The following is a 22527-nucleotide window of genomic DNA, read 5'->3' as shown; positions in this document are numbered from 1 at the left end:
CCGAGGAGGAAGAACCCGAGGAGGAAGAACCCGAGGAGGAAGAACCCGAGGAGGAAGAACCCGAGGAGGAAGAACCCGAGGAGGAAGAACCCGAGGAGGAAGAACCCGAGGAGGAAGAACCCGAGGAAGAGGAGCCCGAGGAAGAGGAGCCCGAGGAAGAGGAGCCGGAGGAAGAGGAACCCGAGGAAGAGGAACCCGAGGAAGAGGAACCTGAGGAAGAGGAACCCGAGGAAGAGGAACCCGAGGAAGAGGAGCCCGAGGAAGAGGAGCCCGAGGAAGAGGAACCCGAGGAAGAGGAACCCGAGGAGGAAGAGCTCGAAGAAGACGAGCCAGAGGAAGAGGAACCCGAGGAAGAGGAACCCGAGGAAGAGGAACCCGAGGAAGAGGAACCCGAAGAAGACGAGCCCGAGGAAGAGGAGTTCGAGGAAGAGGAACCCGAAGAGGAAGAGGAACCCTAGAAAATGAGTAAATCTTTAAATAGCATTTTGATAGTTGAAGACGATATCGAGCTCGCTACGTTGATAAAAGACTACCTGGCCAGTAGGCACTTTGAGGTGTTCGTTGAGCACAGCGGCACAACAGCCGTGGAGCGAATTCTGGAGTTGCAGCCCGGGATGGTCATATTGGACCTGATGTTGCCTGGGAAAGATGGTATCAGCATCTGCAGAGAAGTCAGGCCCAACTATGAGGGTGTTATTCTCATGCTGACAGCCTCCAATGATTCGGTCGACCAGATACTGGGGTTGGAAATAGGCGCAGATGACTTCGTGCAAAAGCCCGTGGAGCCACGTATTTTATTGGCCCGCGTGCGAGCACTACTGCGCCGCTATGAGGCTTCGCCGACCGTAACAGCGAGCACCGAAACGAATCATTCTGCCACAGCGATGCAGTTTTCCGGTCTGCTGATCAATCCATCTTCTCGTTCGGTAACACTCGACCAGCGCGAACTGGAATTCACCGCGCCCGAGTTTGACATGCTGGCTTACCTCGCGACCAATGCAGGCCAGATAATTAGCCGGGACCAACTATTCCGGCAGCTTCGTAATATTGACTACGACGGACAAAATCGATTCGTGGATATCACCATGTCCCATATTCGAAAAAAGCTAGGAGACAGTGCGGGTAAATACTTAAAGACTGTTCGTGGCAAAGGGTATCTGTTTGTCTTGTCGAGTGAGAATTAGTTGCCGCGTGACGGCTTTATCGGTATCGCTTTTAGGAGACTGATCGCAGCCAAAAGATTCCAGCATAAATTGGCGTTTCGGATAGTTACCTCTCTTCTTCTCCCTCAAATTCGTAGCTGTCCCCCTCGTTTACAGTCAAAGCGATGGTTTAGGATACTCTTGTCCTTTAGAGACGGGAGCACTAGCAAAGGCTCCCTGACTTCTTAACCAGTGATGGAAAAAGGGTGGTGAATCCAGTGAGGGCAAGCGCGTACCTCCCGTAAAATACCGCATAGGCTGTTTGATAGTCTGCATATCAGGTGGCCTAGCTTTTTATTTGACAGCACAAATTGTTACAGAAGATTTTCGGTTTTAATGGCCTCTGAGTTGGCAGGCAAGCTGATCATGGTGCCATCTTCACCCAGGGTGACCGGGCCGTCATAAACATCGCTAACGCCTTCTAAATAGAGGGATTCCATTCCAGGAGCAACTAGAGCCGGCACGATATGATAGTACATCAGGTGTTTGGCGTTGGCGGCCTGTGCGGTTTCTGCTGCTTCTACTGGTGAGGCATGGTAGTCAGTAATATCAAACAATATCTTTTCCATGATCGACACTTTATTTTTCTTGGCAGCGGCTTCCATAATACCCACCATCTTACGATTTAGGGATTCATGTACCAGCAGGTCTACGTTTTCAGAAAACCGTTCCAGATTAGTTGATTTAGCGGTATCACCACTGATCACTACTGAACGACCTTTGTAATCCAATCGATAGCCAACGGCGGGATGAACAGGTTCATGGTCTACGGCAAAGGCGCTGATTTTCAGGCCATCTTTTTCGTAGACGGTGAGTAACTCTCCCTCAGCAGGAGCTGAGAAGGTATGGGCAACCATACCTTTACCCGAAAGAGGAGCGACCAGGTCTGTGTGATGTGCATGGCGGTATACCGCATCGGCGCCGTAACTCAGATTAAAACCTTTGACGACGTTTTCAACACCCTCTGGGCCGTAGACTGGCATGGGAGCCGTATTGGCGGCATTGACCCAACGCATCATGGACATTTCACCCAGAGCATCAATATGATCGGAATGGAAATGAGTCAGGAACTGGGCGTTGATCTTGCCGAGCGGGAATTGCATGGCCGCAAGATTACGCGGCCCACCGCTACCTGCATCGAAAGTTACCACCGTTTCGCCAGCAATCACGGCAACGCAGGGACCGGAGCGTTTAGGATCAGGCATGGGGCCACCGGCACCACACAGAATAACATGCATGCCATATTCCAAATCATCAGTCATGCTCTGACCTATGCGAGATTCGGCGGCTTTTTCCATAATGAAAGCTCCCATGCTTGAAGGAGAGCAGCCACTTAATAAGAAAGTCAGTCCAAGGCTTACAAGTAGGAATAAGTATTTTTTCATATGTAATTACCTCCGAGGTTGGTTAGTATCTTAGGAGTAAAGCCCAGATCATCGGCAACGATTAAAACGACGTTTGTTCGCTCGTTGGCATTTACCGCAAAAGCTAAATTTACGCTGCCCAAAAGTGTTAATGCCTGGAGTATTTCTTTCATGCTGTTAACGCTCTTTCGGCATATGGTTAGCGGCCCATAGCAGTATCAGGCTCATAATGATTTCAGGTGCTATCAGATTCATTGGCAGTGCGGCATCATGCAGCAGCCAGGCCAGAATACGGAAGATGGCGGTAAAGCCAATGAGCATGGCAGGGGCCAATAGCCAGATGCGCTTGTCGGTGATTAGGCCGATAAAGATCATAAAGCTGCTACTTAAAAAGAAAGCGGTCATGTCTCCAATTTGGCTACTGCGAGCTACACCGTCGAGCAGGGGCAGCCCCAGTGAGGCAGCGGCTGATTCGGGCTGGGTTAACCAGCTTAAGCCGGTTAACAGAAGTGCCAGTGCAGGCAATAGCGCTAGAGCGCGAATTATTTTGGACTTCATTTTCTACTTCCTAGCTAATGCCCATCCGAAAATGGGCAATTTCTATTTCTAATGCCGCACCGACTTTATCTAGGTTTTTCATCGGCTTGCTTGGCCGCATCGGAAATGCTAATTAGTTCGTATCCGGGAACACTATCTCAGCAAATGCTGTAGCCTGGATTAGACTACGGAACAATCATAGCGGCGCTTCCTGCTGCGCACTAATGAACGTTATTATCGCTTGGCAAGAATTTCTACAATTTTGTGGGCCGCTTCCAAACCGGAGTTTTGATTTTGACCGGTAACAAAACGTTGTTCCTTATCAATACTAACGTGGGTAGCCAGAAAATCCCTGAAAGCGGTTTGGCTTTCAAATTTGACACCGGCTTTGCGTAGTTCCGTTTCAGGATGCATTGGGGTTACTTCAATACCCAGTTCTTCTATCTGTTTGTCGGTGACCCCGGTTATTGCGCGACCACGAATGATAGGGTTGCCCTGCTCATCCGTTGCGTTGATCAGGCCGAGAGCACCGTGGCACACCGAGCCGACAATGGTTTTTTGATCACCGTAGTAGGCTTCACTGATTTTCTGGCCGAGTACTTCTGAGTAACCCATGTCATAGGCTGCACCCCAACCACCAGCCATAAAGACGGTGTCGTATTGAGTGAAGTCAATGTCATCAATACGTAATGAGTTCTTTACCTTACTCTGAAGAATTGGGTCTTTTAAAAAGAGATCATCTTCCGGACTCTTGATCATGAATTTGAGGGTGACGGGATCAACCGGAATCTCGCCGCCTTTGATGCTGGCGACATCTACCTGCATCCCCGCATTCAAAAAGGTGTAGTAAGGATGGGTCAGCTCCGAGGCTGCAACACCGGTGCGATCTCCAGAGGTCTCGCCAGGCACATTTAAGGTGGCGTGACTGGTGGTAATAACCAAGGCGCGTTTGCCTGTCGCTGAATAAGTCTTACCCTTATATTCAGGGTGTAAACCCAGGTTGTGAAGGAGTGTAGGCAGGGCTATCACGACTACAATTAGAAAGGTAAATATTCCGGCAACAATTTTTGTCAAGAGCTTCATGTTAGTGCTTATGCTCATGTTGGTTTTAGTGTAGAAACTCGTGGTGTCTCAGCGTTTTTCTGGCTTTTTCACAATTGTATTTTCATTGTGATATGTCTGTATTTAGCGCTGTGCTAGCAAGGCCTCACAGCCGGTTCCGGAAAGCTGAAATGGGTATAGAGAAATAGATTCCTACGCCCGTTTCCGTACTGATAAGCCGCTATTCTTGCAACAGGGTTTGCGCATTTTTGGCAAACTCTTTCTTGTCTTCTTCTTTATCGTCATCCAATAAGTTACCCAGGCTAAACGGCACTTCAATACCTTTGGCCATACCAGGCTGTTCTGCCATGGTTTTGAGCCAGCGATCGAGATGATCCAGCCCATCTACAGAAACGCCCGACCATTTGTAGGTTCGCACCCAGCACCAGTTGGCAATATCAGCAATAGAGTAATCATCCGCCAGCCATTCGTTATCACTCAGGTAGTTGTTCATCACTTCGAATAAACGGCGACATTCGTTTTGGTAGCGATCAATAGCCGGCTGAATTTTCTCTGGGAAATAACGGAAGAAGACGTTGGCCTGACCCATCATCGGACCGGTACCACCCATTTGGAACATCAGCCACTGCAGCACTTTAGAGCGCGCTTTGGTTTCTGTAGGCAACAGTCTTCCCGCTTGTTCTGCCAGATAAATCATAATGGCGCCGGATTCGAACACGGAAAAATCGTCGTTGGCCCGATCAACAATGACGGGGATGCGGCCATTGGGGTTGATGGCTACAAACTCGGGTTTCTTTTGTTCGCCTTCCAGCAGGTTTATAGTATGGACGTTGTATTCCATGCCGAGGGCTTCCAGCGTGCAGGAGGCTTTATGGCCGTTTGGGGTGGGTGCGGTATATAGGTCAATCATGTTTTTCTCTCGCTCATTATATTTAGTTGGGTGTATAGACGTACTCTACACCGGCGTCGAATTTGTCCATCAGGGTTTTATCGATCATCACCGGAATTTGAGTCACTGCTTCATAAAGTGGCTTGCGAGCGTTGGCTTGATGATTGGCTAACAGCTGTCGCAGTTCATTGACCTTTTCGGGGTATTCGTTACTCACATTGTGTTGTTCGGTAGGATCTTCTTCCAAATTGAATAACCAGGTTTGTAGTCCGTCAGTAGGGCGGTCATTAATTTGTAGTTTCCAATCACCGTGGCGTACAACTTGGTAGTGCCCGTTTTGCCAAAACAGAGTTTGTCGAGGCCAGTTCGTTTCGTCGTTCAGTAGTGGCAGTATGTTTTGGCCATCGATCTCAACGCCTTTAGGCGCTGGGGCCCCAGCCGCAGCAGCGAGGGTTGGCATGACATCGATATGGGCAACCGGCGTGTCAATGGTTTTACCAGCGGGAATGTGTTTTGGCCATCTAATAAACATGGGAACACGCAGTCCGCCTTCAAACATGGTGATCTTCCACCCGCGGAAGGGGCTATTGGATTCGGGCAGGCCCACATAACCCGCACCGCCGTTATCGCTGGTAAACATGACGATGGTGTTATCAGCAAGACCTTTTTCTTCAAGGGTTTTCAGAATACGTGAAACACTGCGATCCACCGCTCTCACCATTGCGGCATAAACGCGTTTGCGATGTGGTTTGATATCACCCACGGCTTCATAGTCTTCCCGTGTCGCTTGCAGTGGCGTATGTGGCCCCCAGTGCGCTAGATACAAGAAGAAGGGGCGGTTTTTGTTGGCTTTGATGACTTTTACAGATTCGTCAGTCCAGTAATCCGTCAAATATCGGGCAGGTTCAAATTGATCGGAACTGCCGGAGTTGAAGGAATTACTGAACCCAAGGGCAGCCCATAGAAATTGGTCGATTGGATCAAAGGGGATTTTAGCATTGACGACATTTGGATCGTTTTCCGGTAGATAAAGACCATTGGTCATTAACAAACAGTCATCGAATCCCTGTTTATGGGGGCCCATATCGCCATCATTACCCAAATGCCATTTGCCGATATGGGCGGTGTAGTAACCTTGTTCATTGAGGACTTCTGCCAGGGTGGTTTCTTCTGCAGGTAAACCCTGCAGTTCGTAGGTGGGTTTGCCCTTGTCTGCGCTTGCATCGAAGATGGTGGGTGGCAAGTTGTTATCCATTTCGTTATAAATGCGCGCGACCATGGAACCCATGCCATCGGGGGTTGGGGTAAATTCAAAGCCGGTGCGGGTCGGGTAACGACCGGTCATGAGCATGGCCCGTGAAGGAGCACAGGTACTGGCACCAGAATAGGATTGATTAAACACCACACCTTCGGCGGCCAAGCGATCAATACCGGGAGTTTGTACGATGCTGCCGTCGGTACGTGTTATGCCTCCGCCCAGAGATGAAATATCGTTGTAGCCAAGGTCGTCAGCGACGATCAAAATAATATTGGGTGGGCGCTTGTCTGCTTCCAGCTCTGCTGTAGCGGGCCCCTGTTGCCAGGGGAGTTCACGGGACTCGGCAAACACTTCGCGGGAGACCTTGTATTTGATCATTGCCAACATGATATCGGTGCGTTGCTCGTAGGCAATGGCACCGATAACTGCCAAAGCCAGCAAGGTAATCAACGTCTTCTTCATGGGGTTTCTCTGGCTTACGTTGTTTGTCATGTAAGTTCATTGTAGAAGGGTAGGGTGGATGGAGTTGTAAAATTGCGCAATGAGGTTGTGGTATTGCGCAACTTAACCCTTCTTTTCACACCCTGTGTTACGGTTATCGTGAAGCTACGAAGAGCTTGAAGTTATCTTTTTGCAGGCGCCAGGTAGGGGTATGCTGACATACAGACAGGAAGCCGATGTCGGTTAATAGATTATCCGTGGCGGTTTGTTGCTGCTCAGGAATGTTCTGATAGGCTTCGATAACACGCTGTAAACGCCAGGCTGTGTAGGTAGTGGCGGGGCGTGACAGTTCAGTATCCTGTAAAACGGTGTCTATTCGACCAAGGCCTGCGGGGGCTTCGGCTCCGGCTTCGGCTTCAGGTAATGTTTGATCGGCAGCGGCCAGAATATCGTTCATCATCGTGGCGAACGCTTCGCCCATATAACGCAACAGTGGAATCAAGGAATCGGTAATATAGAGTTCGCCCTGATTGGAAATGCCAGCGCTAGAATGCATGTTGGTGATCCAGTTATTCAGGTGCAGGTAGTTGTTACGAATCAACATGCTGGGTTCGCATGGGTCCAAATATAAATGCCCCCACATGGCGTTCATCATGCCCAAGTCGGCTAGCGTAGGGTGATCTCCCAGCATGAAAGGTGTTTTCGCTAAATGCTCGTCCAGTAGCTTGCAGACTTCCTTGGTAATTACCTGGGCTTTATCCTGGATCTCTTTGCGGTCGAGTCCAACCTTGGGTAAGCGCGATCGAATCTCTGTACTAACAGTTTCGCCCATTTGGTGGGCTAAAGCTGCCATATCAGGATTTTCGACGCCTTTACCCAGCAGTGTTTGGAACATGCCGATCCCCCATTGTTTGGTATCCTCAGGAATCCAGCGATAGTAAATCATGGGGATGGCAAAGAATTCATCGGCCAGGGTTTCTATTAACGTGGCGATAAATTTCAACTGGTGGTTTTCAGGCATGATGGGGCGTTCGGGATGACGCGCTTCCAGTGCCTCAACAATATCGCAACCGTCTTTTAATACCGTGCCATCGGGACAAAATACAACCGGAAATTGTTGACTGCCGGTAGCAGGAATTACACGATTAAGAAGGGTTTCAATATTGGCTCCAATTTCCTGGTATGGAAGGCGTTTATATTGCAAACATGCACGTACTTTGGCGGAGTAATAGGAGTGCTGAACGCCAGCCAGCTCATAATCTTGGGTAGTCATGGGGACACCGTGATAAGTCAATTTTAAAAAAAGGCACTGGCCAGTAGGGTACCAAGTGCCCAGCAGAGAGATCGTTAATTTAGCGCTTAAAAATGATACTTAGCCTGGATTGCAAGCGTGCGTGGATTGACCTCATAGCCACTGTAGGTAGGCGCCTGTAGTAGCGCACTACCGGATACTGGCGTGGCAGAGGCGTAGCCAATATCGTCGTTATCGGTCAGGTTTTTACCGACCAGAGCAACCATCCAGTTTTCCGCTTCCAGGGCAATGCGTGCATTGACTTTGACTTGGCTGTCCTGTTCCATCAGAGGTTCCAGTGTCGCTTCAACAAACTGCTTCGAACGGTAGGAGGTGTCTAACGTTATATGCAGATTGAAGGCATCAGACAATGGAGTGATATAGTCCAGTGTAATCGCAGCCGTTAACTCAGGGGCAAAGGTGTTAGGCTCGCCGCTAAGGTCACAGGCAACTGCTCCGGTATCCAGTGTCACTTTAGGCGGGCAAGCTGCACCTTCGTACTCTTTGAATTCATAATCCAGGTAAGCCATGGAACCGATCAGCAGCAGCTCTTCGGTTAGCATGATACGACCATCAAACTCGATACCCTGCGAACGGGCAGCGGCGGCATTACCCACCACAAAACCCACAGTGCCATCAAACTGACTGACCTGGAGATCTTTGTAGTCGGTGTAGAAAATCGCGGTATTCAGTTGCGCACGGCCACCCAGCATCTCAGCTTTGGTGCCAATCTCATAGTTGATGACGGTTTCATCTTCGTATTCAAAATTAGCAGCACGCCCTGCACGGGCATCAAAACCCCCGGCTTTAAACCCGTTACTGATCGAGGCATACAACATCAGCTCTTCAGTGGCATCCCACTCGGCAATGAGGGTGCCGGTAACCGATTCCTCTCGGCGGTCATCTTCAACGGCGTGATTTTCAACACCAAAAACACCCGACATGACTAATCGCGTTTCAAGGCCTGCTGAGGTCAAACCACCGCCACTGGTGTCATAGATGGTCAGTGAGCGCTCGGATTCTTTTTCTTCTAAGGTGTAGCGGGCCCCTAATGTTAGGCGGAGTGCCTCACTCACATTCCAGGTCGCTTGTCCGAAGGCAGAGTGGGAATCGCTGTTACCGTTGTAATCTCGAATATTGCTGGTGTTATTGATTTCTTTAAGAGAGTACAACTGACGACCAGCTGCGGTCGCGTTCAGGAATGGGGCAGCTATCCCGTAATTGGTGAGTAGAGAGGCCGCCGGATTGAAGCCCGTGATCCCGGCAGACGGAGCCAATAACCCCAGACCAATTTCACTGAGCGCTGCGGTTAGGTTTTCATCATCAACTGTGTTTTGCTGTCCATATTCCAGGTCCCAGGTTTGATAATAGGCACCGGCAATCCAGTCAATGGTTTCGCCTCCGGGTGAGGTGAAGCGAATCTCCTGGCTGAATTGATCGAACTTTTCTTTCTGGGCGGCACGAATAGACTCTAATCCGGACAGGTCGACATCAGTATCCTCATCCAATTTGTAATCCACATAACCGGTAACACTGGTGAGAGTGAAGGCATCAAAACCCCAGTTCATGGTCAGGACAACCTGATTGCTTTCATTGTCACTGAATTCATCGTGATTGGTTTGACGTTTGCGGTTTTGGGTGCCGTCTTCAGTGCCGATATCCTGGCCGGTGGCGGCCGTGAGGAACTCACCAATTTCACCGTAGCTCAGGCCGGTAAAGAGTGGGCTTACAGAGTCGTAGCCGGCAATAACTTCCTCACCACGGCCTTCAAAATCGAAACTGCTGTGTTCCAGTTTCAGGCTGGCGTTGAAGGTGTCGTTGGGTGTCCATTCCAGGGTTAAGCGGCCGGTGATCTCGTCTTTTTGCTGCTCGTCGTCACCGTTGGTGGTGTTATCAAAGTAACCGTCTTCCTGGTGAGCACGAATGGCCAGGCGAGCGCCGACAGTGTCCGACAGCGGCCCGGACACCATGGCCTGAACGTCGTTACTGCCATATTTATTTTCGTGTTCGACCTGAACGCTGCCTTCAAAATCCTCAGTGGGTTTCGCGGTGGTAATGGAGATTGCACCACCGATACTGTTTTTACCAAACAGTACGTTTTGCGGGCCACGCAATACCTCTACGCGCTCCAGATCCATAAATGGCATACGCGCCATTGGACCACGGCCCATAGCGATATCATCAACATACTGCACCACGGACTGCTCAAAACCCTGATTGATACCGGAGCTGATACCGCGAATCGATATCACCTGACCTAAAGGGGAGTTGGCTTGCTGAAAGTTGGGTACATAGGCCGACAGATCTTCCAGGTTGTTGATGCCCGCTTCTGACATTTTCTCGCCATCAACAGCACTTACGGAGATGGGTACATCTTGGAGGCTCTGCTGACGCTTTTGTGCGGTGACGACAATTTCTTCGAGCTTGAAACCATCCGCATTTGCGGCCGTGGGAACCGTTAAGGCCAGTGATGCGGCGATGCCGGCAGATAACAGGTTTTTGCGAATGGGATTGATTTTCATCTCGCTCTCTCTTTGATTTTGATTATTGAGTGTCTTCCAGCCTGAGGCTGAAATTCACAGTGAGCTTGCTATCTGCAAACTTGTATCTTTATCCTAGAGCGAAAAACAGACTATCATTTGTAAAAAGGCGCAGTTTGCTTGTGCTATTGCGCAAGGTTTGGCGGTGAGAGTTTATGGCGGATAACATTCCCAGTTATATATTAGAGGGCATTGCCGGTCTGATTGAGCAGGCTGGGCAGGATCCTGTGGCGATTGCCAAGTCCGTGGAGCTTAATCCGGCGGCCTTATACCAGCCTGACATTCTTGTGAATGAGATTAAGATTAATGACCTGTTTGAAGAAGCCGCACAGGTTTGTGGAGACCGTTTTTTCGGGGTGAGAGCAGGCCAGCTGAAAGGCTTGGATATGATCGGCCCTTTATGGCTGTTGGCTCAGCAGGCAAGCAGCATTGTTGAGGTTCTTACTCTGTTGTCTGAAAATATGACCCTACATTCTCAAGGGTTTAGTATGCTGGTTAAGGATGAGGGCGACGCGGGTGTTTCTTTAGCGGTCGAAATCGCCAAGCTCAGGTTGGACCTTTTTCAAACGGCGCCAAAAAACACAGGTGTCACTCAGGTTGTTGAACACAGTATGACCATCATCTGTAGGGAATTGCGAGGCTCATTAGGGTTTAACTGGTTCCCCCGTTATGTGCAATTCAGGCATTGTGCACCAGAGGATATTTCACAGCTGCAAAGAGTTTTTGGTGAGCATCTGTATTTTAATCAGGACGTTAACGCGATTCATTTGAGTCGTGAAGATGCCCAGGCACCTAACTATCGGAATCCTGATAATACGATATCCAATGAGGCTAAAAAGTTGGTTTCTCGCAATCTGGAAGCCAGTATTGGTCAGGGTATGAGCTTTGTGCAGCGGGTGGAACGTATTATACGTACCCTGATTAATGACCAGGGCGTCACTGCTAAAGATGTGGCCAACACATTGAATATTCCCCTGCGAACCTTGCAGTATCGCCTTAAGAAGCATAACACCAGTTATCAGGCACTATACGATAAAGTGCGTGAAGAATTGGCCAAACACTATCTGGCTAAATCAGAATTATCGGTCAGTGCTATCGCTGAGCGGTTACACTTTAACGATACCGCAGCTATGTCCAAATTCTTTAAAAGCCGTACTGGGTTTTCCCCGAGTGAATACGCCAGGCGCATGCGGTAAAATAATGGCTCCTCCGGAGAATTCGTGGGTGGAGTCTACCCGGTAAGTTTACTAACTTATTGAATTTCAGTATTTCTTCGTTTCGAATCGACACCTTCTATTTGAGTGGTATTTGATAGAAGAGACCGGATTGGATGGGCAGAAAAGTGCCATTACTGGACAGTTTCAATTTCACCGGATGCCCTGGTTCATCAGGCATTTGATTATGCTTAGCTCTCTAAAATCACTCAGGATTTCATAAAAATTCTCTTGGATAGTGCTCTCTCAGTATATTCCAGGAATTAGCCGGTAGCGTACGAGCCTCGCATAGTCTTGATAGCCCGGCAGTTCTTTCTTCAAAACCTGATCTTCAAGTACAGTTCTAATCACTACGATAACCGATGCTACCACTGCAGGAATCAGTGTCCATATCGAGCCCAAGGCAAGAACAATACCGAACAGAGGAAGAATACTTCCGGCATAACCCGGATGACGCACAAATCGGTACGGTCCTGTGTCACATACCACATGCCCTCTATCTGTCTGAATGCGTACGATACTGGAGAAGAAGCGATTCTCTGCCAATGCCCAAGCAGCGAAGGCGTAACCAAACGCGATAAGAAAGAATCCTGACACGCTAACCCATAGGGGAAAGCCGGGGGACCAGTTATAGCGATGATCCAGTCCCGCCACAATGACCATAGGGAACACAACACTCACAGCCATCAGTGGAGCAAGTAATTTGTCCCAGGCCTTAGCATTGTGAAAACTCTTCTTATCTTGTCTTTCAGCCGTTATACCTGGATGCCGGTGTTCTGCCAACACTCGCCCTCCTATACCGGCGCCCACAATCAGTAAGGAATATAACCATGCTTGCCACCAACCGAAGTCCCCACCACATGTCAATAAAATCAGCGGAATAAGGAAATACGCCACAACCAATCTTGCCCATTGGCGAGGACAGACTGTTTGAGAAGCCTTCTTATCAATCGTTTTTGCTGGCATGTCACTCCCTATATTTGGTGGATTTTGGTATGTTTCCAATGCCTCAATAATCTACAGCTGAAAAGAAGTTAGGCCCAGTGCAAGCTGCCCGGCGCTTAAAGGTCCAATGCCTGACCAGCTGGCGGAGTCGTGCCAGGAGCGGACGGATTGCTATCCGAATTTTTCTGCATAGTGTCTTGCCATATCCGCATAAAATTTAGAAGGAATCTTCTCTGAGCTGGCCAGGAGTATTTCGTAGGCAACTGTTTTTTCTCCCCGATCTCCCGCATCATGAGCTTTGATTATTGCCTCTCCCAACTCTCTAGATCCTTGTTCATATCGTGTTTTCATTGCGTCAACCAATTCGCCGAAGCTGTCTTCGTTTAGAGGTAACTGTTGTTCCACACAACTTCCAAGCTGTTCGACAATAAGTGAGAAACTTCGATGAACATCCTCGTTGTAGATGGCTTTGCGATCAGGCTTCTCTAAGTCAGACCATTGAAGCAGCATTTCAAACAATTCATCTACTCTCAATTCTTTCTCCAAATCTATTCGAGGATTTTATGTGCCATCTTCATACAGCTCCAATAAAACCTAAAGCTGTAATCAAAGCACACTACATATTGTCGCCTGTATTTTAACCTGTGATCGTTCCATAGATCACCTGAGCAGACACAACACATAAAAAAACAAACCAAGCAAACCAGAATATAGATGCATACCATGCGCCAAGCTTTCTAAATGTTGGCAGTAATTTACCGAATAATCCTGGATCTTCCTGAGAGCATGAATGGCTTGCCATTAGTATTCCAGCACACCACATGAACAGAATCCCTGATACGGTGACATATAATGCATATTCATCGGAGGGTTGTTTTCCCTCCATGTGAGGAATCAAAAAATATTTCGTTAAGCCCAGAAAAGCTAACAAGCCGATAATAAGTATCTTCGCACGATAAGGCCTTACTGAATTCGAAAACCTGTTCATTAATACTGGAGTTGGCATATATTTTCTGAAACCATGATTGATTCAAGCAGACCCTTTGTGCCAATAGCTGCCGGTTAAATGCTCAACTGACCAGAGAGCCATAAATATAAACCACCGAAAATTGCCATAGAAGTAATGAACAATATTGGCCATTTTAGATTCAATTCTGGTCCTGTTTCCGGATTCGCTACGATCTCTCGCCTGTGCTCCTCATTAAACACCAATGCACAATATGTGCAACTTTTTAAATCCAATTTCACAGGGTGAGAGCACCTTGGGCAGACATATCTAGGTTCGGGATCTGGCCCTTGTTCGTATTCCGTCGGTTGCATTACTAAGTCCCGTTCTCCATCACTTTCATTGTCGCCCTATCAAGATATCCCAACTTTTCCAATTCCATACTTGAGGCGTGAACGTGCCAAAAGCGGCCAGATTCTTCAGTGGACATTGCCCAAAGTTCTCTGTATATCCACATACTCATTATCAGCGTTGCAGAATATAGTCACTCGGTTAATATCCGTATTATTGTACTCTTCTGCTACGTTGAGCAGAATTTCTGTAAACCGCGTGTGAGTTAAGCTTCCATAGCCACAACCGAGAGCGCTCATTGATAGGTGTTTGATTCCAAAATCCATTTCACACTCCTCGAAGACGGTCTTAAGAATTGAGAAAATTGTACCCTCGGAAGTTTCGTATTCTCTATCAACTGCTACTGTATGAAATACTCTTTTCCATGGCATTTCCTTTGTTTTGCAGTCGATAACCGTTCCTACCTCGGCTTTTGACTTTCCCAGCTTTTTGAGTTGAGAATGTATAAGTGATTGGAGTTCATAACCATAAACTTCAAGCAGCTTTTTCCCGACCCCACCGGTTAACATCATGTCTTCATTGGTTGAGTATATCAGCGCATCGCTAGTGCTCTTGGATATGTCGCATTTTTTTACTTCAATTAGCATTGAACTCTCCCGCTTCAACTCGACTTTCAACACTTAACACACAGACCTATTAGTGCCAGAACCGGACAGTTTTAACACTGTGTACTCAGTACGGATGGCATATGTGCGATGAACATCTACTTCATGTACCCTTCCGCTACGAGGTAATGATTTTTCAAAGTTTGTTCGAAGCATTGTCTGCAATAAATCTTCCATTTTGCAAATTTGTTTAGTTCTTCGGTCCATCCGTCTGAGCTTAGTAAGAGAGCTTCACAGTCAACGCACATTGCAGTTTCCATGTCATCGTCATCTGGCTCTACGAGTACGCGTGCAAACTCCTTTCCGTTCTCTTTTGCTAAATGACAGCAAATCATGCAAGCTTGATTTGGCCCGTGTTCACTGCAATTTACTATTTCTGTCATTCACAAATCCCTTCTGTAACCATTGCTCCGCCCCTGATGTACCAGTAGCGGACGGATCGCCAGCAGCCAGTAGTGGTGCGATAGCGCAAAAATTGCTGTCTCTCCGGTTGATCTCATTAACTATTGAGCCCAAAACACTCACTCCCGCCTAGATTTGACACGCCGATACTTATACCGAAAAACACTAGTGACACAAAGAATATGATTGATGCTTTTCGCCACTTTTGACCAGCACCAGCGAGTACGGATCTTGGTAAAGCAACATCTCCAAGCAGCAACTTCCATTTAGGGCCTTTGTAGCCATAGAGTACTGCTGACTTTTCCATGCGCCATGATGCAATATTCGCTGCGATTAGCGATAGAACAAAACCCATGAGCATAAATTGTTCTAATGCGGTGCAATTCATTACTAATTTTTACCAGTGTTACCAAGCTCAAGTGTCGCCTGCCACTAACGGCATAGTGCCAAGACCGGACAGTTTGAATGTCGCTGTCACAGACAGGAACAAGCCACGATCTTCTCGTCCTGGCCATATTCATCAGGCACTTTTCTTCCAATCAGCAATCGTACATACCAGCAGAACCAATCCTGCGGCGTGCAACACTCCGACACCTGAGCTTATGATTAATATGGGTGATTGCCCTGAAGTCATTAGCTCATGGTGGTTGGTCATTAACCAGTTCGACAACGGAAGCGGAATCAGGCTCGAAAATGCAATAGCTACCAAGCTTAGAGCCAGAAATACTCTATTTGCACCTTTACCCGAAAGAGCGAGCCAGACGCCAATAACAGCAGCCAATATTGGTATGTTTATTAGAAAGTTGGCAAAAGCGATGTTTTCAATTTCCATTTCAATAACCTTTTTGTGCCAGGGGCAGACACCGACATTCACCGATCCTCTCTGCGGATAATTTAATATTCAAAGCTTCGGTGAACAACCCAAGAACTCTACGTCCAGTGATGTCGCCAACCTCCTTGTGAATCTACTGAATTTGATGAATTCCTCTTGCTCAAACTCCATAAGACCAGTCATTTCCATCCAGAAGCCAGGGCTATCCTCGTAGCTGCCAATGCCAGCAAGTTCGATGTCTCGCCTGGACAACACATCTGAAATAAGGCCCAACTTCTCCGCTGAATTTCCTTCAAATTCACAATGAAATTCATAAGACTTACCAGATACTACACCGGATTTCTCCCATTCGGGAAACACGGTGTTGTGGTAGACCTTTCTCCACCAACTGTCTTCCTCCTTGGGTTCGCAGTTAGTGGCTTGCGCAGAAACTGACAGTAACACCAATAGTACCAATCCATTCTTCATAAGATGCTCAATAGTGCCAGGAGCAGACACTTCTTCATAATCAATCTTCCGGGTAGGCACACAACACAATTGAGAGGCCCAAATCTGACGTCGAACTCATAACGTCAGAATCTAGGACTATATTCATGTTGACGCTACCGGTGCTAAACCAACCAACAAAGTACTCCACAGTGCCACCAGAACTACGGACCCAGTGAAAAAACTCCTTCAGATGCAAGAACTCTTCATTCTTTTGAGCAATGAAATGTTCGAACAAAATGGCATCCGCCTGTAGCTTTCCTACAGTTAGATCCCGACTCCAGATGGTATTTTCGTATACTCCACCGAGAGGTTGACCGGCATTGGATACCCGATCAGCCCCAGCGTTGCAGTAGGAATCCGGAGTCATTGATAGCCGGTCAGAAATACGCTCTGCATCCAAATTTGGATGGGCCACTTTCAACGATACGCAAAATTCGTATTGCGGCACGTTTCCTCCCTAGCCTCGTTGCGGTACGGTTTCATTAGGTCTCTGTCGTGCCAAAAGCGGCCAGATTATCATTCATTCAAATCATTCATTGCCTGGAAGAGCTTCAATTCTGTTCAAAGAATTCCGACGATATATCATAGCAGGCGTTCGCCGATTCACTATTTTTCTCCACGGTGTGCAATCTTCTGATTTACTCCAAACATAACCATTGAGCAGTAAAATACACATATAGGTATGAAACTAAACGCCAGCTTTTCATAGACAGTAGTATAGACTTTGAATGACACTAGAAACGAAATAACTAAGATAGAAGCAATTTTCAACATGCCTAGCTCCATGGCATATGAATGAAGAGATTTCCTCAAACGCAGCTGACACCCCAGTGTTACTAGTGCTGGAAGTATAGTGAAACTTATATTCGACGGATAGCCAAACAAAACGGAGCATACACCGAAGTATACAGTCAAACTCAGGAAGATTAGACAGTACCCAAAACCTTTACTATCAAATCTAAAAGACATCTCGACAACCTCTATTCCAATACTGATTCAGCTTCATTGATTATCTCTGTGTGCGGAGAGGTGTCACTCGTAGATTGGTCACAGTTGTGCCAAAAAGAGACAGTTTATTGATATGTTAAAACTTAACTCTCTTGTCGGATAGGTATACACTTTTTTCAATCTCCTTCATAATCCCGGCACTCTTGGCTACATCGGAAAGATAAAGAACAAGAGAATATTTGTCGTAGCTATATTGTTCAGTCACCGATTGTCCAGTCTTTGATGCTTTCAATTTCTTCAACTTTAAGGTTAATGAGGATTCGCCCCCATTGACTGGCACATCACTTGAGCTGGCTTCTTCGGAGTCAGGATCAATAAACGTCAATAGCCGTCCTTTTTGCTCGTTAGGCATATGCATGTTTATCGACATCAACCTTATGCAAACCACCCTGTTGGCTATCGCAGCCCCGTATTCCTTCTCGATTATTCTTTTAGCATCCGATAAGTATAGATCAGATAGTCTTGACTCCAGTTCATCAACTGAAGCACTAACGTGACCAACACAAATCAACAATAAACTTGAAAAAAGTACTCTCAAGCCTTTCTCCTTCTTAACTTGTTCTACCGCTCAAGAGAACGGAAAGTCTTATTACATTGAACATCTCAACAGGCGCGGTAGTGCCATGATCAGACATATTTCTATTCGCCAACTCTATTTGCACTCTCTATTTTCAGGCTTATCATAAAACTTCTTGTATTCCGGTTTCATGCTAGATAAATGCTCTTCACAAATACAGTGCGCCTGCATACTTCTATCTGACCTGCTCTCGAAATACTTTTCAGCACCAATTTCAAAAAGATCAATTAGATCTTTCTTAGACGAGAAGAATACATCAGACTGGCATTTGATCCAGTCCTTTGCGAATACAAGCGTTTCACCTTCAGCTTCAGTTTTTTCGACAATGAGTTGGTGATCCTGGAAAAATTCAGCCTTAAAATATTCCGCTAGTTCATCACTCATGGTTGATTCTTGCGCTAAACAAGCGACAACCATTCTCTTAGCATCATGTTCAGAGACATCACTATCATCTGCGTAAAATATTTCATGGCAGGGATCAACTACCATATTTTGAGTTGAACTCGTACAAGATACCAAGAGATATGCCGCAATTAATGTAAAAAGAGACTTCACACACTCTCCGCAAATTTTGTATTGTATTACAGCGTCCATATGACGCGATTCCGCATGCCATATTGACGTATTTACACCGCAGGGAATTTGGAGCAGGAAGCGAAATCCCTTTGCATCACTGACAAACCTTAATTCCCTATAAGTCAGAAGTGTTATATCACGTTGCAGCGGTCTTTTTCTACAGACCTGAGGCTTTAGGCTACATGCTGGTCAAATTTTAACCGCACATGCAGCCTTATATTAGAAGTTGCTAACATTCCGCATCGGGTTATTACCCGCCAGTTGGCACGTACTAACTTCTAGGCTAAAACGATTCGGTGCCTGCTGATCAGTGACAATAGGGCTGTTCGTTGCCACTTTACTACCAAGTCCCAACAGCTATTGAAACAATGGGTATTCGAGCCACTTCCGCATAGCGCACTCTGGTTTATATAAGCCCTAGGGACCAACGTCTTCCAGCCCATTGCGTGAGTGCCATTGCGCTATCGATTCATCCGGGTAGTGGCTGAATATTTTGTCCGCATCCTCCTTATGCAATGGCACCCAAGACGCTTTGGAGTCAACCATCAGGTGAGTACGCTGGGGAGGTGTGGGTAGCGGTGTGTCGATCGCGGAAGCGAACGGATGAATCAGCTCTGGCCAACGCGGGTCCCACACCCACAGGGCGCTACCACATGTCTTGCAAAAATGCCGTTGGGCCGGGCTTTGTTTCGATTCCCCTGTGTCGGCTTCGGTAACCAATGCCTGGTATTTGGAGATATGCTCCTTACCGTGGACAATCAATGTATCGTTTGTGGCACCCAGGTTGATTGCGTAGCCACCCCCGCCCGCTGTCTTGCGACAAATGGAACAATAGCAGAGATTGTATGGATACGGATGAGACGATAATACGCTGAACGTGACCGCGCCACAGTGGCATGAACCCTCAAGTTTCATCTCTAAGAAAACCTCCGTCTAATAGCTGACTCGAATACCGACCAAAAACCGCCGCCCATTTTCATAAATCCCTTGCGGCACTCCATGCGCGGTATGAAAATAGACGATCTCATTGAATAGATTGACGCCTTCAAACACGACCGACAAGTGTTGGGTCAGGTTAACACTGGCCGAAAAATCCCACTGGCCATAGGCCTCGGTCACATCCTGTGTGCCGCCGGAAAATCCGCCAAATGAATCCGATCGATAATTATAGGAAAGCCGCAAGCTCACGGGTTCTGCCTCGTAATACACACCGGCATTCACCTGATCTCTGGAATTACCCGGTAACCCCAAAGAATCTGTGCCTGGATGAGAGGGTACCTTGGCATCGGTATAGGTATAGTTGGCAACCACGCCAAAACCCAGCCCCAAATCCTGCTGCCATTCAACCTCAACACCCTGAATATCCGCTCCCGGTGCGTTCAAGGGCCGCGTAACCTGCAGCCACTCACCATCAATCCATTCCGGTTGTCGACGCGTGAAAATGAACGTCGACATATCCTTATAAAACCAGGTCATCGCAAGAATGGCGCTATCGGCGAAATACCACTCAAAGCCAATATCCATCTGGTCGGCTCTAAATGGATTGAGGTCAGGATTGCCCCCCGAGGCGGTACCGTCAGTGGCATCGATAATAATACTCGGCGTCAGGTGAGGGAATGTGGGGCGGGCCATCGCCCGAGATAATCCGCCTCGAAAAAGCAGCGTGTCACTCGCTTCGTATACGATATTCAGACTCGGTAACCAGTCATCATAGCGACGGTGATGTTGAACGATTTGCTCCTGCTGAAAAGCATGGGAGCTTTGTTCAGTACTGACATAACGCAAGCCAATATTGCCTCGCCAGCGATCATGCTCGACATTCAGTTTCACGTAAAACGCGGAGATCTCTTCGTTAATGCGATAAAAGGCATTCCGATCATTTTTAAATACCACCAGCGATGAATCGAAAATGGGATCAAACCGTTGTGCTGCCAGGTCTCCGTCTACCCAGGCATATTGTCTCAGGGAGCCGGGGCTGGCCGATTCATTGTGCAGGCGTGGTGACAGGCTGCGGTGGACCTCATCCAGTCCAATTTGGCGAACGGTTTCCCAATCGGGGTGGGTGGTATCGATATCACCTGCAAGTCGTCGGTTTTCGATCACGTGATCACGCCATTTTACGCCCATCTTCAACGACGGAAACCAACGGTGATCAAATGTTTTTTCAAGATCCAGCTGAACATACTCTTCCTCGTCATCCATCTGCCGGACCCATTCATGGGTTTCACTGGAAAGCTGATCGAGCGCTGTGGCGTCCAGCGGGTCCAGGTCGGGAAACTGAAATTCCACCTGATCAGACGCCAGATCGTAGTGAATGCGGGTATCCCCCTGGAATCGATACAGCCGCGTGCGGTCGGTGCCGCCTTTGGCCCGCGTCAGGCCGAACTGGCCGTGCAGGCTCCAGTCGTTGGATTGGTAACGCCAATCCAGGTCAACAACGGTGGTGTGAATGAACGCATCGCGGAAGATAGCATCCAGTGCGGCGCCAGGCGTATTTGGGTTCTCCAGAGTGGCGGCCATTAAGGATCGGGTGCCGTCAGCAGATTCCAATATACTGGCATCACTGACAAAAGCAGGCGGCTGTTGGTTGAGTTTGAACCCTCCAGGCACGGCCAGATAATTCTGATTGCTGTTATCCATATCCATGGAGGATTGTACTGCGTTCAGCGTCCATTCCCAGGTGTCATCCGGACGCCATTGCACCGTCAAATTGCTGGTGCGGCGCACCCGTTCCTGCTGAAAAATGGCCGAACCCATGCCCCAGGGAACATGGACATTGTCTTCGATATTGCCCTGCGGATCGCTCAGCGAATACAGTTGCCCGTCGGGAAACGCCTCAAGACCGTCCCGACGCAGATGACGGCTTTGGTAGTTGTAAGCCGCCAGGACACCAAAGGTCGCCTCGGTATTTTTCCAACTGTATAGCGCGGACACCTGTGGATCCCATTGATCCGGCAGTTCGCTGTATTGTTGTTGCAAGGTGAAATGGAATCGATCCGAGGGCAGTTCCAGCGGGCGGCGTGTTCTGACAATCACCGTGCCGCCGATACTGCCTTCATCGATATCCGCTTCCGGGCTTTTGTAAACCTCCAGCGAAGAGACCAGCTCTGAGGCAAGAATCGAGTAGTTAAAACCGCGGCTGGGGTTGTCATTCGCCCACCAATAGGCTGAGGCCACATTCTGCCCGTTCATCAGGGTTCGATTAATGTCTTTATCCGTACCACGGATGTTGACGTCCCGTCCTTCACCCCAAATGCGATCTACAGAGATACCGGGCATCCGTTGCAGTGAATCGGCGACGTTTTTGTCGGGGAACTTGCCGATGTCCTCGGCGGTGATGACGTTGGTCACACTCCCGGCGGCCCGTTTGATGGCGAGGTTTTGTCGCAGGCTGCCGCGAATGCCGGTGACGATAAACTCTTCGATGCGTTTACCCGCAAATGTGGGGGTGGGTGATGTGGGGGAAGGGAGGCTTGCAGTTTCTTCTTCCATGGGGAGGCTGGTGATCACCAGGGCGCCGTTGGCGCCCAACTGGTAGCTCAGGCCTGTGCCCCGCAACAGCTTTTCAATGGCCTGTTCGACGCTGTAGCTGCCATAGAGCGGTTTGGCCTCAATATCCGGCAGGCTTTGTACCTTAAATAAAATTTGCAGTCTGGCCTGCTGAGCGAAGGCCAATAGGGCATCGGAAAGCGGCTGAGCTTCTACCGCATAAAGCTTTAACAGCGCGGCGTGTCCGGGCGGCGCGGCTAGAAACAGTAACACGGTGGTCAGCGCGCGGTAGCTGCGGCGCAGTCTATTTGAGATTTGCTCAATCATCAGAGGCTTCAGAGGTACCGACTTCTTATTATTAATCTAGCGGCAAATTATCCGCCGTCGACAGGTTTAACGGATTCTGGACGAAAATACCGACAGCCAACACGTAAGAATCTCCAAAAGTT

At 48.2% G+C, this 22527-nt stretch carries 22 protein-coding genes; 3 read left to right on the top strand and 19 right to left on the bottom strand.

Annotation, left to right across the window (positions count from 1 at the left end):
• The coding region (locus HBA55_RS29075) for a hypothetical protein (protein ID WP_206020019.1) at positions 1-458 on the top strand (458 nt) is incomplete at its 5' end.
• A gap of 3 nt (positions 459-461) precedes the next feature.
• Positions 462-1184: a response regulator gene (locus tag HBA55_RS29070; protein ID WP_166998746.1), complete on the top strand. Its 723-nt coding sequence runs from the start codon at positions 462-464 to the stop codon at positions 1182-1184.
• 332 nt (positions 1185-1516) lie between these two features.
• Here HBA55_RS29070 and HBA55_RS29065 read toward each other — a convergent pair whose 3' ends face one another.
• The 8 genes from HBA55_RS29065 to HBA55_RS29030 form a co-directional block, all read right to left on the bottom strand.
• Entirely contained in the window at positions 1517-2587 is a 1071-nt protein-coding gene (locus tag HBA55_RS29065; RefSeq protein ID WP_166998745.1) for an MBL fold metallo-hydrolase, read from the bottom strand.
• On the bottom strand, positions 2584-2739 hold the full coding sequence (locus HBA55_RS29060) for a hypothetical protein (RefSeq protein WP_166998743.1): 156 nt from the start codon (positions 2737-2739) through the stop codon (positions 2584-2586). The genes HBA55_RS29065 and HBA55_RS29060 overlap by 4 nt, the downstream gene beginning before the upstream one ends.
• Before the next feature lie 4 nt (positions 2740-2743).
• Positions 2744-3124 (bottom strand): hypothetical protein, encoded by a 381-nt coding sequence (locus HBA55_RS29055; protein ID WP_166998741.1) that lies wholly within the window; start codon positions 3122-3124, stop codon positions 2744-2746.
• Between the two features lie 213 nt (positions 3125-3337).
• Complete coding sequence (locus tag HBA55_RS29050; protein WP_166998739.1) at positions 3338-4186, bottom strand: type 1 glutamine amidotransferase domain-containing protein; 849 nt, start codon at positions 4184-4186, stop codon at positions 3338-3340.
• 199 nt (positions 4187-4385) lie between these two features.
• Positions 4386-5075 carry a glutathione S-transferase family protein gene (locus HBA55_RS29045; RefSeq protein WP_166998737.1) on the bottom strand — a complete coding sequence of 230 codons (690 nt, stop codon included), beginning with the start codon at positions 5073-5075 and terminating at the stop codon, positions 4386-4388.
• Positions 5076-5097: 22 nt separating this feature from the next.
• Positions 5098-6804: a sulfatase gene (locus HBA55_RS29040; protein ID WP_240946347.1), complete on the bottom strand. Its 1707-nt coding sequence runs from the start codon at positions 6802-6804 to the stop codon at positions 5098-5100.
• A 103-nt stretch (positions 6805-6907) separates the two neighbouring features.
• Positions 6908-8026: a glutathione S-transferase family protein gene (locus HBA55_RS29035; RefSeq protein ID WP_166998735.1), complete on the bottom strand. Its 1119-nt coding sequence runs from the start codon at positions 8024-8026 to the stop codon at positions 6908-6910.
• Between the two features lie 86 nt (positions 8027-8112).
• Positions 8113-10566: a TonB-dependent receptor gene (locus HBA55_RS29030; RefSeq protein WP_166998733.1), complete on the bottom strand. Its 2454-nt coding sequence runs from the start codon at positions 10564-10566 to the stop codon at positions 8113-8115.
• 173 nt (positions 10567-10739) lie between these two features.
• Here HBA55_RS29030 and HBA55_RS29025 point away from each other — a divergent pair, with 173 nt between their 5' ends.
• Positions 10740-11780 (top strand): AraC family transcriptional regulator, encoded by a 1041-nt coding sequence (locus tag HBA55_RS29025; protein WP_166998731.1) that lies wholly within the window; start codon positions 10740-10742, stop codon positions 11778-11780.
• A 264-nt stretch (positions 11781-12044) separates the two neighbouring features.
• Here HBA55_RS29025 and HBA55_RS29020 read toward each other — a convergent pair whose 3' ends face one another.
• From HBA55_RS29020 to HBA55_RS28970, 11 genes are all read right to left on the bottom strand, one after another.
• Positions 12045-12764, bottom strand: a complete 720-nt coding sequence (locus tag HBA55_RS29020) for a methyltransferase family protein (protein ID WP_166998729.1) — start codon at positions 12762-12764, stop codon at positions 12045-12047.
• Positions 12765-12914: 150 nt separating this feature from the next.
• Positions 12915-13277, bottom strand: a complete 363-nt coding sequence (locus tag HBA55_RS29015; protein WP_166998727.1) for a hypothetical protein — start codon at positions 13275-13277, stop codon at positions 12915-12917.
• 103 nt (positions 13278-13380) lie between these two features.
• Positions 13381-13749, bottom strand: coding sequence for a hypothetical protein (locus tag HBA55_RS29010; RefSeq protein ID WP_166998725.1), 369 nt, complete (start codon positions 13747-13749; stop codon positions 13381-13383).
• A gap of 419 nt (positions 13750-14168) precedes the next feature.
• On the bottom strand, positions 14169-14687 hold the full coding sequence (locus tag HBA55_RS29005) for a macro domain-containing protein (protein ID WP_166998723.1): 519 nt from the start codon (positions 14685-14687) through the stop codon (positions 14169-14171).
• Positions 14688-15627: 940 nt separating this feature from the next.
• Positions 15628-15939, bottom strand: a complete 312-nt coding sequence (locus HBA55_RS29000; RefSeq protein WP_166998721.1) for a hypothetical protein — start codon at positions 15937-15939, stop codon at positions 15628-15630.
• 69 nt (positions 15940-16008) lie between these two features.
• Positions 16009-16407, bottom strand: coding sequence for a hypothetical protein (locus HBA55_RS28995; protein WP_166998719.1), 399 nt, complete (start codon positions 16405-16407; stop codon positions 16009-16011).
• Between the two features lie 40 nt (positions 16408-16447).
• A complete protein-coding gene (locus HBA55_RS28990) occupies positions 16448-16876 on the bottom strand; it encodes a hypothetical protein (protein ID WP_166998717.1) in 429 nt (142 codons plus the stop codon).
• Positions 16877-17512: 636 nt separating this feature from the next.
• Positions 17513-17974 (bottom strand): hypothetical protein, encoded by a 462-nt coding sequence (locus HBA55_RS28985; protein WP_166998714.1) that lies wholly within the window; start codon positions 17972-17974, stop codon positions 17513-17515.
• A 114-nt stretch (positions 17975-18088) separates the two neighbouring features.
• A complete protein-coding gene (locus tag HBA55_RS28980) occupies positions 18089-18568 on the bottom strand; it encodes a hypothetical protein (RefSeq protein ID WP_166998712.1) in 480 nt (159 codons plus the stop codon).
• 438 nt (positions 18569-19006) lie between these two features.
• Complete coding sequence (locus HBA55_RS28975; RefSeq protein WP_166998710.1) at positions 19007-19504, bottom strand: GFA family protein; 498 nt, start codon at positions 19502-19504, stop codon at positions 19007-19009.
• 18 nt (positions 19505-19522) lie between these two features.
• Positions 19523-22405 carry a TonB-dependent receptor gene (locus tag HBA55_RS28970; RefSeq protein ID WP_166998708.1) on the bottom strand — a complete coding sequence of 961 codons (2883 nt, stop codon included), beginning with the start codon at positions 22403-22405 and terminating at the stop codon, positions 19523-19525.
• Positions 22406-22527: the final 122 nt, after the last annotated feature.

It is taken from the genome of Pseudomaricurvus alkylphenolicus, assembly GCF_011683955.1.
Lineage (GTDB): Bacteria > Pseudomonadota > Gammaproteobacteria > Pseudomonadales > Cellvibrionaceae > Pseudomaricurvus > Pseudomaricurvus alkylphenolicus.
This window is presented reverse-complemented; position numbering and strand designations above follow the sequence as displayed.